The sequence below is a fragment of the Pseudoalteromonas sp. C2R02 genome (assembly GCF_018860845.1).
Lineage (GTDB): Bacteria > Pseudomonadota > Gammaproteobacteria > Enterobacterales > Alteromonadaceae > Pseudoalteromonas.
The window spans coordinates 1-18,599 of the sequence record NZ_JAHKQC010000031.1; the positions used below are offsets into that span (position 1 = coordinate 1).

At 35.6% G+C, this 18,599-nt stretch carries 14 protein-coding genes; 7 read left to right on the plus strand and 7 right to left on the minus strand.

Annotation, left to right across the window (positions count from 1 at the left end):
- Positions 1-109: 109 nt before the first annotated feature.
- Together KO527_RS12145 and KO527_RS12150 are read right to left on the minus strand one after the other, a co-directional pair.
- Positions 110-352, minus strand: a complete 243-nt coding sequence (locus KO527_RS12145) for a hypothetical protein (RefSeq protein ID WP_216040570.1) — start codon at positions 350-352, stop codon at positions 110-112.
- A gap of 40 nt (positions 353-392) precedes the next feature.
- Positions 393-608: a hypothetical protein gene (locus KO527_RS12150; RefSeq protein WP_216040571.1), complete on the minus strand. Its 216-nt coding sequence runs from the start codon at positions 606-608 to the stop codon at positions 393-395.
- 303 nt (positions 609-911) lie between these two features.
- Between KO527_RS12150 and KO527_RS12155 the strand changes: the two genes are divergently transcribed.
- The 6 genes from KO527_RS12155 to KO527_RS26390 all read left to right on the plus strand — a co-directional run bounded on the left by KO527_RS12155 (position 912) and on the right by KO527_RS26390 (position 8,910).
- Complete coding sequence (locus KO527_RS12155) at positions 912-1,316, plus strand: hypothetical protein (RefSeq protein ID WP_216040572.1); 405 nt, start codon at positions 912-914, stop codon at positions 1,314-1,316.
- 289 nt (positions 1,317-1,605) lie between these two features.
- Positions 1,606-2,847, plus strand: coding sequence for an HlyD family efflux transporter periplasmic adaptor subunit (locus tag KO527_RS12160; RefSeq protein ID WP_216040573.1), 1,242 nt, complete (start codon positions 1,606-1,608; stop codon positions 2,845-2,847).
- Between the two features lie 37 nt (positions 2,848-2,884).
- Positions 2,885-3,592, plus strand: coding sequence for an ABC transporter ATP-binding protein (locus tag KO527_RS12165; protein ID WP_216040574.1), 708 nt, complete (start codon positions 2,885-2,887; stop codon positions 3,590-3,592).
- Complete coding sequence (locus KO527_RS12170; protein WP_216040575.1) at positions 3,589-5,997, plus strand: ABC transporter permease; 2,409 nt, start codon at positions 3,589-3,591, stop codon at positions 5,995-5,997. Before KO527_RS12165 ends, KO527_RS12170 begins: the two co-directional genes overlap by 4 nt.
- Positions 5,998-6,157: 160 nt before the next feature.
- Positions 6,158-7,564 (plus strand): sigma-54 dependent transcriptional regulator, encoded by a 1,407-nt coding sequence (locus KO527_RS12175; RefSeq protein WP_216040576.1) that lies wholly within the window; start codon positions 6,158-6,160, stop codon positions 7,562-7,564.
- 17 nt (positions 7,565-7,581) lie between these two features.
- Entirely contained in the window at positions 7,582-8,910 is a 1,329-nt protein-coding gene (locus KO527_RS26390; protein ID WP_216040577.1) for a sensor histidine kinase, read from the plus strand.
- A gap of 69 nt (positions 8,911-8,979) precedes the next feature.
- On the opposite strand, the gene KO527_RS12185 is transcribed toward KO527_RS26390, so the two are convergent.
- The 3 genes from KO527_RS12185 to ykgO form a co-directional block, all read right to left on the minus strand.
- On the minus strand, positions 8,980-9,129 hold the full coding sequence (locus KO527_RS12185) for a DUF2256 domain-containing protein (RefSeq protein ID WP_216040578.1): 150 nt from the start codon (positions 9,127-9,129) through the stop codon (positions 8,980-8,982).
- Positions 9,130-9,133: 4 nt separating this feature from the next.
- A complete protein-coding gene (locus KO527_RS12190) occupies positions 9,134-10,588 on the minus strand; it encodes a deoxyribodipyrimidine photo-lyase (RefSeq protein ID WP_216040579.1) in 1,455 nt (484 codons plus the stop codon).
- Between the two features lie 278 nt (positions 10,589-10,866).
- Positions 10,867-11,007: a type B 50S ribosomal protein L36 gene (gene ykgO / locus KO527_RS12195; RefSeq protein ID WP_042148530.1), complete on the minus strand. Its 141-nt coding sequence runs from the start codon at positions 11,005-11,007 to the stop codon at positions 10,867-10,869.
- Positions 11,008-11,538: 531 nt separating this feature from the next.
- Between ykgO and KO527_RS12200 the strand changes: the two genes are divergently transcribed.
- Positions 11,539-14,124, plus strand: a complete 2,586-nt coding sequence (locus KO527_RS12200; RefSeq protein ID WP_216040580.1) for a zinc-dependent metalloprotease — start codon at positions 11,539-11,541, stop codon at positions 14,122-14,124.
- Positions 14,125-14,229: 105 nt separating this feature from the next.
- Here the strand turns inward: KO527_RS12200 and KO527_RS26280 are convergent, their stop codons facing one another.
- Positions 14,230-16,137: a serine protease gene (locus tag KO527_RS26280; protein WP_216040581.1), complete on the minus strand. Its 1,908-nt coding sequence runs from the start codon at positions 16,135-16,137 to the stop codon at positions 14,230-14,232.
- A 1,614-nt stretch (positions 16,138-17,751) separates the two neighbouring features.
- On the minus strand, positions 17,752-18,276 hold the full coding sequence (locus tag KO527_RS26395) for a transposase (protein WP_354668620.1): 525 nt from the start codon (positions 18,274-18,276) through the stop codon (positions 17,752-17,754).
- Positions 18,277-18,599 lie beyond the last annotated feature (323 nt).

The following is an 18,599-nucleotide window of genomic DNA, read 5'->3' on the forward strand; positions in this document are numbered from 1 at the left end:
TTAGATATTAGATATTAGATGATATCTAACCACATATGATATTTATTAACATAAAAATATAAAGGGCCTGAAAATGGTTAGGCCCTAAATAGACTTTAATTATTAATAACTAATTTAAGCCATCACCTCTACAAGGAAAGTTTTCTTCAATTGTATAATGTTCTGTGATCTGGCCATATTTGCTAAAACGACCACTACACCATTGAATGGTATGTCCTGCATGCTGTGTTTTAGCCGCATCATGATAATATTGCCTTTCTTGATGATTACTTGGATACCAAGCAGCGAAAGCAGCAGATGTACCTAAAATACTTAGCACAACAATTAAACCTGTTTTTATTGTTAATTTCATAATGATTCCTAAGTTATATTGACATCAAATATTATTTTATTTATCTACAAGTGCCAGTCTCAACCAATACTTTTTTATTTGTTCTTTCGCCCTGCAATACACCAGGACGTTCAAAACAAGGCCTATAGTATGTGCCTACAACTTTACCGCTATCATCAACGTAGTTATATATAGCAAAATCCCAATAACCAGCTGTTGCTGCAAATGAAAGTAGAGTAAATCCTGCTGCACTAGCAACTGTAATTATCTTTTTCATAATTTTTCCTTTTTATTATTTTTGACATGTTTTTATTATCCAAGAAAAATATAAAACTATTCGTGCCTATAATACATACAAAGAAAGGGTGATTTTTAAATTTTTCAACATTTAATAACGAGAAGAGATGCAACTAAATTTGGCTTTTACTAAATAAAAACCTGGCAATTAATATAAAAATCAATTGTTTAAATTCCACAAATTGTTATAAAGTTAAACCATGGTAAAAAAGTGTATCAACACAAAAAGTATGATTTTTGTACTATAATTAAATGGTGTTTTAAAAAAGATTATGGTATTAAAGTGACAACAATCAATTCAAGTGCAAGTGATTATATAGATGTAGTGCAAAAGGCTATTAAACGAAATACTATGATAGAAGTTATTGATGCCAAACAATCAGGTACACCTATCAATAAAGATGATATACAAGCATCTAATCAAGCAATCAAAGACAAATCTGTGGATGTAGGAATTGCAGTTTACCAAACTAATCTTCAAAAACAGACACTCGATACTTATGTACAAATCTCTCAAGAATCCCAGGATTTTTATACTTCAAGCACACAAAATGACAATAAAACTAATGAACAACAAGTTAATTCATTTGATGCCCAAACAGCCAACGACGCGCGGTCCACTTTACAAAAAAGGGCAGCCGGAATTGCAATTTATGAGAATATTCAATCAGGTAAAAGTGAGTTTTAAATCACATAAAATTTACGTTTATAACAGTATTTATCTACTAGCAACTGTATGACTTGATTGCATCCTCCATTTAAGTAGTTTAGCCAACAAAACTCTGTAATATTTTCCATCGACTTTATATCAATTCATTTATAATTGATCTTTTTGATTTCGGGAATTTTTGTCGATTTCGTAAAAACAGATTAAAAAATAAAATATAAATTCAATAAAATCCCTTTAAATATAACAACTTACACTTTGGCACAGCACTTGAAGTAGATATTTCATACTTGATAGTAAGGAATATCAGATGGACGTTAAAGTAACTCAGAATAAAAAATCAAATAGGCTAAAGTGGGCAAGCCTCTCAATCATATTATTTTCGCTCATCTTATGGCTTGTATTACAACCAAGTGGTGCGAGTAAAGTAAACAAGAATGATATCTGGACCGGTACAGTACAACGTGGCGATTTACAATTACATGTATCTGCATATGGTCGTTTAAAATCAAAAACTTCTCGACTATTAACAGCTAAAAGTAATGCTACAGTAGATGAAATTATATTAAAGCCAGGTGCTTTGGTCGAATCTGGCAGTGTAATACTAAAATTAACCGATCCACTGATATCGCAAGCACTCTCAGAGGCCAAACGCAGCGTTAATCAAAGTCAAAATCAATTCACTCAACTTGAAATCAATCAAAAACGTGAGTTACTTGCGCAAAAAGCACAACTAGAAACTTTACGTTCTTCTTTAGAGAGCGCAGCGCTTGAAGTTAACGCACAACAACAACTAATTGATAAAGGCATTGTTTCTAATATCGATTATCAGCGCAGTTTATTAGAGCATCGCCAATTAACAAGACGATTAAAAATAGAGCAACAACGTATTGAACAGCTCAGAGCGTTGCATATTGCCAATCTTAAAATTGCACAATCCAATATCGATGCGCAACAAGAAATTCAAAATGCAGCGCAATCACAATTTCACGCTTTAACGGTAACAGCGGGGATCACAGGAGTCGTGCAATCTTTAAGTGTTGAGATAGGACAAAGCGTCAGTTTTGGCCAACAACTGGCTTTGGTTGGTAGTACAGATGAATTGTACGCCCTTTTAAGTGTACCTCAGTCAACAATGCAGCAAGTTAAGCTGTCACAAAATGTCGCAATAGATACCCGAGGTGGGATCATAAATGGCGTTGTAAGCCGAATTGATCCCGTGATCAACAATGGCAGTGTTGAAGTTGAAGTGGTTTTAAACAGTGCTTTAACACACAACGCGAGACCTGAGTTAAATATCCAAGGAAAAATAGATACCGGACTTCGCAAGAATGTACTTTATATCAATAAACCGATCGGTGTTGAACAAGACCAAAGTGCTCACCTTTTCAGATTAAATCAAAGTATCGATGAAGCCAAACAGATCAAATTGCAGTTTGGTGCGCAAACCCATGATAAAATTGAAATCATTTCCGGTGCTAAAGCTGCTGAGCAGTTTATACTGTCGGATATGTCTCGCTGGCAAGCACATTCGACCCTAACTTTGATGTAATCGCTAAATAAAAATCTATAAAAATAAAGGAATCAAAATGAATCAAATTAGCAAACTAAAAATGACTGGGATCACTAAAACTTTCGTAACTAGCGAGATGCAAACCCATGCCCTACAAGGTGTCGACTTAGAGATTTTTGATGGTGATTATGTGTCAATTTCTGGGCCCTCAGGTTGTGGTAAATCCACCCTACTCACTTTGCTGGGTTTATTAGATGCACCAACATCAGGTCAATTTATCCTCGCAGGACAAGATGCCAGTGCTTTAACAATTAATGAACGTGCCACATTGCGCAATGCACATATCGGATTTGTTTTTCAATCTTTTAATTTAATTGATGAACTGAGCGTTTATGACAATATTGCACTGCCTTTAAGGTATAGAGCGGATGCGTTAAACGATATAGAGGTGAATAATCGCGTAAAAGAGTGTCTTGAAAAAGTAAAAATGAGTCACAGAGCACAACATAAACCAAATCAGCTATCTGGTGGACAACAGCAACGCATTGCCATTGCAAGAGCGCTTGTTAACAATCCTGATATTCTATTAGTAGATGAGCCAACAGGTAACTTAGATTCAACAAATGGTGATGCTATTATGCAAATGTTGGCAGAATTAAACCGTTCGGGTACAACCATTTGCATGGTAACACACGACCCTCGCTATGCTGATTTTTCGACACGCAAACTGCATTTACTTGATGGCATTATGGCTGATGAGCTAAAAATGGAGCTGGCAGTATGAATTTAATTAAAAGCTTCTTTAAGCAAGACATCAAGCTCGCATTTATCAACTTACTTAAGTTACCAGGCTTTAGTTTTACGGTTATTGCTACTTTATCTTTAACGTTAGCTGCACTGGCTGTAGTACTAAATATTAACTATTTAGTACTGAGTAAACCACTGCCTTACCCAAATGCCGACAATTTAATAACAACTGATCAAAGTGAAACCATCAATGGCGAAACGCAATACGGTTTTCAAATTCTATCTGCGCAATTTCACATTTACAACAATGATACAGTGATAGATGAAATGGCACTGATGTCATTATTTGGTGATAGATTAACAGATTTAGCACAAGCCCCGTATTTAGATGGTATGCGCGTTACCCCTGAGTACTTTAGTCTACTTCGTCCTGCCATGCATTTAGGACGATATTTCAATGACAATGAGGGCATTAATGATAAGCAAAAAGTGATTATTTTAAGCTATAAAAGCTGGCAAAAACACTTTAAAGGTCAATCTGATATCGTAGGGCAATATACGCAATTAGGACAAAGCCGCTATCAAATAATAGGTGTAACAAGTGAAGATTTTGTTGCTCCTGAAGTATTTGGCAGTTTTCCAGTTGATGCTTTCATCAGTTTTGATGAAGAAGTCTCTCTTACTTCAAATTGGGATAGTATCACAGGAGGCATAAACGGTATTGCGCGATTAAAACCAGGCGTGAGTTTAACACAAGCAAATAGTGAACTTGGCCCACAAATAAATGCCTTATATCAAGGAAGAGAAGGTGTCGCCGCTAATACCAGCATAGGTGCGCAGTTTTTACCTCTGAAACAAAAAATTATTGCCCGTAGCACAGATATGGCACTCATTTTACTCGCTGGTGTGATTACACTGTTACTGATCGCGATTAGTAACTTAACTAATTTATTTTTGTCTCGTGCTGCTCAAAAACAAAATGTAATGGCCATACAAGCGGCTCTTGGTGCACAACCGAAACACGTATTTATGAGCATGTTTGCTGAAGCATTAATATTATGTCTAACAGCTTGTTTATTTGGTCTTATTTTAGCTGGTTGGATCATGGTATGGTTAGACGCTGACTTACAATATATGTTTACGCGCTTACAACGTTTAGAGCTTGATGAAATGACTATCTTCATCAGTGCCTTTATTAGCTTATTGATTGCTTTTATTATGGCCTGGATCGGTGCAAAACAAGTAGATTATTCACAACTTAACAACCATTTACATAGCAGCGGAAAAGGCACAGGCGCTCAAATATCTCATTTTACTCGTAATGTTTTAGTTGCTAGCCAAATAGGTTTCGCTACTCTATTATTATTTGGTGCTACATCAGTATTAACGCCAGCAATCAATAGATTAAATCAAGACATAGGTTTTAATAGTAAAAACGTCCATTATTTACGTGTTGATGCTGGTAGCCTTAAAAGAACACAATACTTAACTTTATCAAATGAAATCAAATCAACCCTAAGAGCTGAAGCACAAGTCAATGATGTTGCTAAAACAGCTGTTACTCCCTTACATATGGGTTGGGAGATTTACTTATATGATGCCAAAAATACTATGTTAGGGATCTTTAGTGTTGGCTTTTTTGATACAAATAGCTTTGCACTACTTCAGCATGAATTTGTTAACGGCACAGGATTTACACCAATATCAGGTGAACAACCTGCACCTGCAGAGGTGATAGTCAGTGAATCATTAGCTAAACGTCTTTTTAATGATGAGTTAGCGGTTGGTAAGGTATTACAAACTGAAATAAATACACCTTTAACTGTTGTGGGTGTGGTACGTGATATTTATGTACCCGACCGAAGAAGTAGCTATGCGACTGAACGATTTTATTTACCGTATTCACCAACACGCTTAGGCTTTAAGATCAAAACAACGGCGCCATTAAAAACTCAACAAGTTAAATCATTGCTCAAAGGTATTGATCCTAACCTAAGTATCTCACAATTTAGCAGTTTAAATGAATTGTTAGATTTTCGTTTAAGAGAAACACAACTGACAGCATTATTAACAATCAGCCTCATTTTATTGGCATTAAGTTTAGCTGCTGGTGGGGTATATGGTGTTTTAAGCTACAGTGTATTAATGCGACGTTATGAGCTGGGCATACATTTATCTTTAGGTGCACATACACATACAGTGATTAAAATGGTAATTAAGCAAAATATCAAACCTGTGTTTATTGGCGTATTAAGCGGATGTTTTCTTGCATGTATCACCTATTTATTAAATGATAAATTTTGGCAAGCTAATATCAATCTTGATTTAACTTCTTTATTAATCGCTTTGCCAGTCATTATGAGCATTTCAGTTTTAGCTTGCTATCTACCTGTTAGAAAAGTAGTAATAGACGACCCATTAAAAGCGCTCAGAAGCGAATAAAACCAATAGCTTGGCCTATGGTTTTAGGCCAAGCTTTGTATTTTTAAATAAAGCTGATAACATAAAATACTGATTAGATAGTAAATAACTGATAATCAAACATAAAATTAGAATAAACAATGCAGTTTACATAAGCTTCACTTTTAAAAAAGATAACGTCATGACAGTAAAAACCATTTTAATCGTAGATGATAAAGGCGATGTAAGAATTAGCCTAAAATTCTTACTCAAAAACCATGGCTATAGAATTTTAGAAGCTGAAAACTTAGCAACAGCTAAGGACTTACTAAGCCAGAATAACATCGATTTAGTTTTACTTGATATGAACTATGAGTTTGATACCACATCAGGTGAAGAAGGACTCAACTTTTTACGAGACCAAACATCTAACGCAAGCCCGCCCATCATTGCCATGACAGCTTGGTCTAGTGTCAATCTCGCTGTAGAAGCAATGCAACTAGGTGCCAAAGATTTTTTTGCCAAACCTTGGGATAACCATGCGGTGGTTATGATGGTTAAAAAGCAATTAGCATTGGCAGATATTGCACGCCAACAAAGTGCGCCGAGCAAGCCGCACCAATTATCTGATTCACCCAGCAAACACAATCCACTTTTATGGCACAGCAATGAAATGCAACAGCTTAGAAAGCAACTTATGCGTATTGCTAAAACTGATGCGACAGTATTTTTAAGAGGTGAAAATGGCACAGGAAAAAGCTGTATTGCACAGTTTATCCATCACGCATCGCTTCGAAAAGGTCAGTGTATCAATGTTAATGTTGGCGCAATTACAGAAACTTTATTTGAAAGTGAGTTATTTGGCCATAAAAAAGGCGCGTTTACCGATGCCAAACAAGATCGCATTGGTCGCTTTGAAGCAGCCAATAATGGTACTTTATTTTTAGATGAAATTGGAACTTTAGCCTTGGCGCAACAAGCCAAGTTATTAAGAGTATTAGAGTCCAATGAATTTGAACGTGTCGGTGATAATCACACCTATAAAGCCAATTGTCGCATCATTTGTGCATCAAATGCAGACTTTGAAACTTTAATAGACCAAGGCGCCTTTCGTACTGATTTATATTTTAGGCTCAATACCATTGAACTTGAAGTACCAGCCCTTAGAAATCGTGTCGATGATATTATCCCTTTGGCGGAATATTTCATAAAACAACATAGTGAAAAATATCAATTACCTCAACCGATCCTTACTCAAGATGCTCAAACTCATTTATGCCATTATTCTTGGCCAGGCAACGTCAGAGAGCTTAGCCATATGATGGCCCGCGCAGTATTAATGAATGATTCTGGCATAATAGAAACCCATGAATTAGCTTTTAAATCAAGCAAAAACACAGGTATAAAAGATGTGAATAATCAAAACTCTGTTATTCAATCTGAGCAAAATAATGGTACTGGACTCAGCATCATGACTTTAGAAGAGGCAGAAAAAAAGTTACTTAAAATGGCCATGTCACAAACAAAAAATAATGTAGAAGATGCCGCCGCATTGCTTGGGATCAGCAAAAGTGCAATTTATCGACGCCTTGAAAAGTTTAACTTTTAGATCATTTAGGTACCAAAGTGAATAATAAAGCAACCCGTTTTAAATTTAAATCATTAGAGCAATTTCTTAGCTTTAGTGCGATAGGCCTCACCTTAGTTGTTATAGGCTTATTATTGGCGCTATTAGTTATAACGCAGGCATCGTTACTTACTTTTGTTAGTGTAACCGTTTTTACTTGTATTATTTTAGGGATATTTTTTTGGCAAGCAAGGCAAACCTTGTTAGCACCTTTTTTTAATATATCTTCAGTTTTAGAAGCTGTGCGCCAAGAAGATTATTCTTTAAGAGCCAACCCTGAGTTTAATCATGGTGCAATAAAAATGCTCAGTGATGAAGTTGCACTAATGGCAGATGAATTACAAACTCGAAAACATCAATACGATCAACAAGCTGTTTTAGTGCTCAGACTAATAGAGCAATTGGCCAGTCCGATAGGCGTATTTGATGCATCTAATCGATTACAACATGCCAATGATGCCTTTTCAAGTTGGTGCGGACAACCATGGCAAAATATTAAAGGGACTCAAGCACAAAAGTTAGGATTTAAACAAACAAATACCCTACAAAATAATAAATCTCCTTGGCAGTTAGAAGATCAAAAATTAACAGCAAAATGGCAGTTAAGGCATAGTCAGTTTACAATGAAAAATGAGCAATATCAGCTTGTTGTACTTACTAATATTGAACAAATCGTATATCAAACAGAGCAAGCAGCTTGGCATAAAATGACGCGTGTATTGAGTCATGAAATAAATAATTCTCTTTCACCTATCAAATCTTTAGCTGAATCTTTGACAGATGTGCTTAAACCTGAAGATAAAGACGTATGCCAAGCGCTAGATGTGATTGCCACGCGCAGTAGTGGTTTAATGACCTTTGTTAATCGTTATGCCTCTTTAGCAAAAGATTATGAAGTACATTTAGAGCTCATATCTGTACAAGCGTGTTTTGATCGTATTTTGACTTTGTTCGATACTCATATTGAAATTGACATAATGGCAAAACAGGTGATTGCAGATAAAGTTTTACTGGAACAAGTTTTAGTAAATTTAATAAAAAATGCGATTGAAGCCAGTGAAACCGGTCAAAGTGTGCTTTTACAAAGCCAAGAAAAAGATAACGGCGTTGAAATAATGGTGATTGATAGTGGCGCTGGGATCAGCAATTTTGATGATTTATTTGTGCCCTTTTATACCACAAAAAAAACAGGTAAAGGCATTGGTCTCAGTTTATCTCGTAATATGTTAGAGCAGCAAGGTGGTAAACTTACGTTACATAATCGCACTGTTCAGCAAGGCGTTCAAGCTGTTATTTATCTTAGAAATAACAAAAAACAGATTAAATAACCGATTAATAAAATTATCAAACCACGTTACCCATTTTTATAAGTTTATAAAATGACTTAAACCCAAGTATTAATATTTGCGACAGCGTTTGGAACAATAAATAACATTGTCCCAATCTCTTTGCCACTTTTTACGCCAACTAAAAAATCTATTGCAAGTTGGGCATAGTTTTTGAGGTAATACAGCCTTCCCTTTAGATTTATTTTCTCGTTGTGCCATAGTATTAATTCTTTCTCACATGACGCGCGATAATTCGATAACCTTCTTTTTGGACTAAATCACTTTTCTTCCATTTCCATAATAAATCTCTAGCTGTTTTACCTGATTTAACAATATCTACAACTGGCTTTGGATAATCTTCTCCTAAAATAAACCCATACATAATTTGCTCCATATCAGTCATGAGCCAAGGTTCATGTATTAAAGGCAGTGGCAATTCTTTTAAAGCAGGGATCCAAGTCGTTATAAAATGCGCTTCGCTATCTTTTTCTTTAGATTGCTTAATTGGGTTATACACCCTAATGGTATTAATACCCATCACACCCGCTTGCATTTGAAATTGGCTATAGTGAATACCTGGTTCAAAGTCTAAAAAAACAGATGCTAAATGCTTCACGCCTAATCGCCAATCTAGTGCAAGATTATGGGTTAAAAAACTAACCAGCATCGCGCGCATTCTAAAATTGATATACCCTGTATTCTTTAAACACAACATACAGGCATCTACCAGCGGATAACCTGTTTGACCATTTTTCCATGCATTCAAATTCAATGCTGCGTTAGCACTTGTATCTGTAGGTAAATTGTCATAACCGCGGTTTAAATGCTGATACTCCATAGTATGTTCACTTTCAAATTTTTGAATAAAATGACAATGCCAATGTAACCGAGAACTAAATGCCACCAGTGAACGCCTCCAACCCACTTGATCCCAGTGCTGTAATGTTGCTTGATAAACTTGCCTTAAACTCATATTTCCCCAAGCTAAATAGGGTGATAACCGTGAACAATGTGTTTGACTCAATTGCGGACTAGATAATGAATACGCATAAGACTTGCCGCGTTGCTCAAAAAAACTGTGCAACACTTTTTGAGCTTGTGTTTCTCCGCCTTGTTGCATTAAAGTGTCTTGGGTTAACCAAGCTGACTCTAAACATGTAAATTTATCTTGTTGTAATACAAATTTAGCCTGTGTGATTAAGGTGGGTTCAATTTTAGCTCGCATCATTGCAGACCAAGTCTTGTCCCAAGTTTTCCGATTTGATAAACCTCTAATTACTGCACCAGTTTTGCTCTCGTACCAATTGATTTGATGATAATTACACCAATTTTGTAATTGAATATCTCTATGATAAGTATTGCCTAATCCAATCTCTTGATGACTAAAAATACAATTAATATCCAGATTGTTATTTAGTTCATCAAAAATATCTAGCGCATTACCGCGCTTTATCCAGAGTGACTGATCAGGTAAAGCTTGCTGCATATCCATTAAAGATTGGTATACAAAACGCCAATGCCGCGTTGAATAATGACTATCGCTTAGTTGAAGGTCTTCAAATATATACAACAGCAGTATTTTCCGACCTGAACGAATACTATCAGATATTGCCCTATTCAATGGTTCATGATCTGATAAACGTAAGTCTCGTTTGAACCAGACTAAATTTATCGACATATCACAGCACTATTATCTGTTGATTTTGAAAAATGCATTAATACTCTTTATCCAAATGAACATATATGTTGTTTTAATTAAGTGCTATACGTTTGAGGATGACGTTTGGATTATATTTTAACAATAATCACATCAGTTAAATAATTTGAGAGTAATGAATTAAATGACAAGCGGCTTTTAATAGTTAATTTAGTTAAATTTTATGTACGTAGGCGTTGCATAGAGTAATGAGTCGTACAACATGTGTGTACGACATTTTTAATATTCAATTTTAAAAATTACTTTTTTTTCTTTTTACCTTGAACAGCTTTAAATCGCGGGTTTTCTTTACAAATGACATAAACACGCCCTTTACGTTTTACAACTTGGCAGCCAGGGTGTCTTGTTTTTGCTGATTTTAATGAGCTAAGTACTTTCATGTTTTCATCCTATTTATAATCATTTAAATGTTTAGTATCACTGTTTCAATATCAGGTGCCCGGCAACTTAAAACTTCGTAGCCACATAAACTACAAGTGTCTTATGGATTAGTTTTATAAATCAACAGCAACTTTTGATATGTTGTAACATATCAATAACTGCAAGACATGTAAATGATAATGATTTTTATTTATGACAAATGTGCTTGCAAAAATAACAATCAATTACTTGCTAAAAAGAGGATAATTCGCAACTCAAATAAAACATTTTTTAATCAAAATTGATGCGTTTTAATGAAAATAATAGTTATAGATAATATATTTAGAGGAATTTTTAAGCGGTAATTGTAAAAACAAAGGTTATTTATATGTGTGATACTATATCATTACCCACATAAAAACTGCTAAAACGAATTAATCACCAGAAAAATAGTCATTTTTAACGTGTTTTTTATGAAATTCACCCTACATTACTACCTATTTTATGTGTAAAAAGTTATATTTTCGTTACTGTACCCGTAAGGAATAATTATGACATTTAACAAAAAAGTACTCGCGCTTAGTGTAGCAGCGTGTATCACCACATCATTTTATAGTGCCTCAACAATTGCAGCAGATAAAAGTGCGACTAAAGCAGAAACTAAAAAAGACAAAAAACAAAAAACAATTGCTGAAATCACAAAAGATCACACGCAACATGATGGCCTATTTAAATTATTTCAAAACAAAAAATCAGGCGCTGTGTTACTTCAGCTAAACGAATCTCAGTTAAACAGCGAATTTATTCATTTTTCTCAAATTATGGATGGCTCAGGAAACTTTGGTTTTAGAGGCGGCTATCGTGGTAGTTCAGTTTACACATTTAATCGTGTATTTGACCGTATAGAAATTCGTGCTGAAAACCAACATTTTTACTTTGATCCCAACAATGCAATCAGTGGCGCTAAAGATGCGAATATTAACCGCCCAATTATTGCCAGTGTTAAAATTAAAGCCCATGATGAAAAAACGGGTGATATTTTAATTGATGCAAAAAGTATCTTTTTAACAGAAGCACTGGATCAAATAAAGCCGTCAAAAAACCCGAAACAAAAACCGGGCTCAAGACGTACTTTAGGTAAGTTAAGTAAAGATAAAACAAAATACTTGGCGCTGCATAACTACCCTCAAAATACTGATTTAAGCATTGAATACGTTTACGACAGCGCAGCACCTATGAGACCACGCGTTTCACGCCCTGGCACAGCAGACTTTGCTTATACAGATGATAGAAGCATTAACTTGCATATTCGCCATAGTTTAGTTGCTATGCCTGAGAATAACTTTAAACCGCGTTTTGATGATCCACGAGTGGGTTACTTTGGTCAAACTAAATACGATATGACGGCTTTACAAGATCCAACACCGTATCGTGATGTGATTAACCGTTGGCATTTAGAGAAAAAAGATCCAAATGCGGCTATTTCAGAACCGGTTGAACCAATTGTATGGTGGATTGAAAATACCACGCCAGTTGAGTACAGAGACATCATTAAAAAAGCAACGCTAGCTTGGAATCCTGCATTTGAAAAAGCGGGTTTCAAAAATGCAATGGTAGTGAAAGTACAACCAGATGATGCTAAATGGGATGCAGGTGATATACGCTACAATGTATTACGTTGGACATCATCACCAAAAGTTGTTTTCTCTGGTTACGGGCCAAGCTTTGCCAACCCTAAATCAGGACAAATTTTAGGTGCTGACATTATGCTTGAGCTATCTGGCTTTACGCGTCGTTTAAATGCACTTGATATATTCAGTGGCGAACACAGCGCACATAATGCCGATCACCATCAGGATCATTCAGCTCTGGTAGAATCAGCACAATTTGGACAAGCTGCATTGAATGCATCAGCAGCAAGTGCCGCTGACAAGTCACGTTTTGTTGATGAATACTTACATTACCTTGTATTGCATGAAGTTGGCCATACACTTGGCTTAAACCACAACATGCGTTCAAGCCAATTGCACTCAAAAGATAAAGTGCAATCAATTATGCCAAGCGATAATTTACCTTTAACTGGCTCAGTAATGGAATACCCTGCTATTAACTTTGCACCTAATGGTAAAAAGCAAGGTTCTTACTACACCACCATGACTGGACCATACGATGAGTGGGTTATTGAATATGGTTATTCAACACCACTTGAGGATGAAAAAGCCGAGCAACAACGTCTAGATAAAATATTAGCGCGTTCAACAGAGTCTGGAAATGCGTTTGGTAATGATGCTGATGATATGCGTGCGCCAGGTAAAGCAATTGATCCTCGCGTTAATATTTATGACTTATCAAATGATGCCATTGGTTATGCTAATGATCGTTTAGATAAAGTAAATACATTAGTGTCTGACATATTAAAACGCTCAGTTGTTGAAGGTCAATCTTACCAAGGATTAGTAACTGATTATGCCGTACTCAATCGCGAATATCATAACAATGTTGGTGTAGTATCACGCTATATCGGCGGTGTTTATGTAGAGCGAGGGTTTGCTGGTCAAGAAAATGCTAAAACGCCATTCACGCCAGTGCCAGAAAAAGAGCAAAGACGTGCAATGGAAGTACTCAGTGACTTTGTATTTGCACCAGATGCATTCTCAGTTGATGAAGAACTCGCACAGCACTTACAAATTCAGCGCCGTTTCTTCTTTAATTACTCAAAAACTGAAGATCCTAAGTTCCACGATATGGCATTACGCACACAAAAGTCGGTACTAAACCACGTACTACACCCTGTCGTGTTAAAGCGTATTGTAGATACTGAACTATACGGTAACGAGTTTAAGTTAGATGAAGTATTTGCAGAATTAACCAAAGCAATTTTTAAAGCTGATGCTAAAAAAGATGTAAACAGCTTTAGACGTAACCTTCAGCGTGAATATGTTAACCGTTTGATTAAAATTGCAAGTAACAATAAGCAAGGTGCAAGTGGTCAAAGTATTCAAGCATTAGCACGTTATAACCTAAAAGAAATCAAAGATATGATTAAGCGTCGTAAAGGTGACACGGTTAGCGCCGCGCACAAAGAGCAGCTTATTTACTTGATTTCAAAAGCGCTAGATCCGAGAGCTAAAGCTTAACGCTGTGTAATTTGATTAAGTAATTACATTAAAACGTAAATACAAAACGGTGCTTATTAGCACCGTTTTTGTTTACTTAGTTTTTTGCAGAGTGATTATTATCGCTTAATAACTTGCTATCAGTGTAAGGCCTGAATATGCATTGTAACCATTAAGCATAATAAAGTAAGTGCCACCAGTTCCTGAACTAATGTCACATGACTCATTATTACCATTTTTATATGGACGACAGTCATAACTTGTTGTGCTAGGTGCTGCACCTTTTTTAACATATAAATCAGCATCGCCTGAGCCGTTTGAAGCACTTACATTTAAGGTAACACCTGCTGGAACTTCGATGGTGTAGACAACTTGTGAGTTAGTATCTCCCGCCAAATTACTCTTTGACACCCCATTTTGTAAACAATTACTGCCACAATTATTAGCCACTGTTGTTTGCGCTTTCAATGCAACACCCGTAAAGCCTTGATATGCTTTGACCATTGCAAACCACGTACCTTTTTCAGGGTTGTTAACAGTACAAGTTTCTTCGTTACCATTTTTGTATGGACGACAACTATAGGATGATTCTGATGGTTTTGCTCCTTGCTTTAAGTATAAATCGGCGTCACCAGTACCACCTGTAGTACTAAATGACAATTTATCTTTGTTTTCTGTAACTTCTAAGCTAAAAAACTGCTCAGAACCAGTTGTGCCGTTTAAAGATACAGCTACTCCGTCTTCTAGAACGGTTAAAACTGGATCAACAGGGTCAACCGGATCTGACCCATTATCACCATCCGGTATTTGGCCATTAAAATGACTCGCAACTTGAGGCCAAATTAAACTCACCTTTGCACCTTTATTAGTACACCCACCTAAATGATGCAGCGCTATTACTTTATTAGTTTGTGCAGCTAAAACTGGTGAGCCAGAAGAACCACCTATTGTATCGCAATAATACCCAAGGTCAGTATCCGTTCCACGACCTGTTGCATTAGCATCATTTACTGAACACAATCCTGTACTATCTTGATCTGATTCGATCGACAATTCTTTTGGATTACCTGAACCATGCTGAGGAATATAAATACGCTCACCTTGTGTTGCATCACGAACATCTAAGCCAAAATAACCAAATGGTGCTGCTTTAGCAAAATCATTAATACTAAATAAGGTGTAATCAAGCGTGTAATCAGTTTTTAAAAGATCTTTGCCTGTTACTTTTACCACGGAATCTAATGTCGAACCGTTACAAGATGTATGTTGATAATTAAACCAGATCTCGGTATTTGCCAGCCCACTTGCAGAATCAACACAATGGTTGTTTGTAAACATACGATTATCACTGCCAACACGCCAGCCAGTACATAAACCCGATCCCCCCATTAACAGTCGTGCTACTGGGCGAGTGCGTTCGTATTCGGTTGGATTAGTTTCAGCCCAACATTGCACATCTTTGCGCTCCATTTCTCCACATGTAGAGTAAATACCAACATCTGATGCAACAGATTGCGATAATTCATTTTCGGTACCATGATAATAGCTATCAATTACTGGATTTAACTGCTGAGCGCTCGCATCTAATACCAGTGCATTATTTGCCGCCGAAGTCGTGTACTCAACAATTACTTTATCTGCAGAAATAGACATAGCATAAAATGAACTCACCCCGTCATCACCTAATGCTGTTGTCGATGCACTCATGTTTGCTTGATTGTATTCATAGCGCTCAAGCCCATCTTCTGAACGTACCACTAAGCTCGCACCGTTTGCTAAGTTAACATTTTTAAAATGTAATTTGATATAACTTGCATTAGGGTGAGAAACCGTTTGTGTGAATACTTTTTGACCGTTTTGATTCAATTTAGTGTAATGCTGATTAATTTTTAGGTTCAGTGAAGCAGAAGCCCCTATTGTCGTTTTTTGTGCTTTTGACGTATATTTCAACATGTGTGCCTCTGTCAGTGGAGCTTGACCAAATGCAGACAATGACATCACACTCAAAAACGGTAATAGTTTATTTATTTTCATTTGTATTTCCTTTTTGTATTTTTATAGGTACTAACACTGGCCATAAATCTATATTGGGAACACCTGAATGTAAACAAATTGTTAAGAACATTTTAATATTGAGTTTTGAGAAATTATATCATTCAGATCTATAGACATCTAAACATCTACAATTAAAGTTAATTAACCATCTGTATTTGATTAGCTTTTTCTGAATAATTTACAATTGAATTGTAAATTTTAAAATTTGACTTTAAGCAGTAAAAATTAAAAATAAATTAAAGGAAATTAGACGCCCAACTCTGTACTGCTGATTTTCAGAATATTAAATTTATTAAAATGACTCATTTAGTATTAAAAGGCTAAGCTCGTTTATCGATGCACTTTAAATACACGCCATAAAGGTAAATAATTTCACTTTATACACTGAATTAATTAAGGTTTTTCGTTTTTAAGGGCTGAGTATTTATATGTAGACGTGTTTAGTTAATAGAGAGTGCACTGTTACATATTCCATAGCTGTTAAAAAAATATGTTTTTTATAATTTAATACTAAACACACCCTTTATACCAACTGTGGTGATATGAATGCACAGCTTATTAGTGAAAATTTTGTATCTTCAAAGTTAGCGTATTACCGCCTAAAATGTTGAATGGTATTTATCCAAGTATCTATTTCTATCTTCAATTGAGTTAATAATGCAGGTTGGATTATTTTAACTGAACCAAGTTTATTTGGAATGATTAACCGAATGCTCAAATCAGCTAATTCCAAATAATCAAACAGTGTAAAAGAAAGTGTATTTTTATCTACTGAACAGCCGAATTTTAATAACGGTTTGGGTTGCTGTAAGACTGAAACATCTGATTTTCTAATATGCTGATGCTTTTGAAAGGCTTGAAATTAAAAGGAAATTAAAAGGACAGACATAAAATTTAGCCGTCCTAAAAAATGATTAGTCACAAAAATTTGGATCATAAATACCAATTGAGGTGAAAACTAAGGAAGTTATTTTTTCATATCATGCTAATTTCAGTCAAAAGATTACTATAACTGAATTTTTGCCAACAAAACTCACCTTTAATCAAAAAGAGGGGAATATCTTTTGGTATTATTAATTACTAACCTACGCCTTTATACCACTTATCCTGATGCTCTTGATCCTGCAAAGCTCCCATACTGACTTCGAAAATATTGTATGGTGCTAAACCAGCTATCTTGTTCAATACGCATCACTGTTAATATTTTAGGTTCACTCTCTGAAATTGAACCGCGTTTTTTTGGGTTGACCAGTCGCCCACTCCAATCTGCTAATTCTAAATAATCGTATAAAGTAAAAGGAATCGTACCCTCATTCTGACTTGAACCAAATGGTAGTAATTTTAATGGTTGTTGAGGAACTGAAATTTCATTGTTTTTATGCGATTTTTTTTCTTATTTTTTAAAGGACGCGAATTGTTTTATCCGTTCTTGAATCGATGTAAAATCGCTATCGGTCAGAGAGTTAGCCATTTTTGCCCTAATAGGGTTCAAATCAACATATATCATGCAACTCAGTATGGCTGTTTCATCTAGCAGTGCTTGTGATTTAAAACGCCCTTCCCATAAATTTATATGGAATAAATTAAAACAGCTTAGCTGGCCCGAAGGGTGAGTGACAAGGACGGCAACGAATAAAATTTACCTGTACAGTTATCTTCTTTATTTGCAGCTCTTGCAATGAATTCATTCAAGTTTTTCATAAACCAACTTAGATCATAAAGTCGCTCCCGCCACTTTTGAACAAACATTTTAATGCGATATAAACAAGCTGTATCTAGCTTTTCTCCTGCTAAATAGCGATCGACCAACACGTTACCATTATAAAGTTGGTACCAACGCTTAATAACTTCATCATCATCCCAGCTATTAGCTGCTTGCTTATTTACATTCAGAACAAGGTGATAATGATTACTCATGATAGCATAAGCTGCTATTTTAATTGAAAATACTGTTGAAAGGTGCTTGATACGATCCTGTATCCAAATACGTCTATGATCGAAGTTTTGTCCCGAATAACTATCATCACCGCATAAATACGAACGACGTATGCATCTGGAAATAACATGATAATAACTGCTGGAAGTTAAATCTATTAAGTTACGCCTTGCTCTCGTCATGTTAGCCAACCAAACAAATTGAATACTATTTAATCATAGTTCAATATATCTAGATGGCCAAATTTTATGCCTGTCCCTTTCTTTCATACCGTCTATGATCGAAGTTTTGTCCCGAATAACTATCATCACCGCATAAATACGAGCGACGTATACATCTGGAAATAACATGATAATAACTGCTGGAAGTTAAATCTATTAAGTTACGCCTTGCTCTCGTCATGTTAGCCAACCAAACAAATTGAATACTATTTAATCATATTTCAATATATCTAGATGGCCATATTTTATGCCTGTCCCTTTCTTTCTTTCTTAGAAAAGAACAG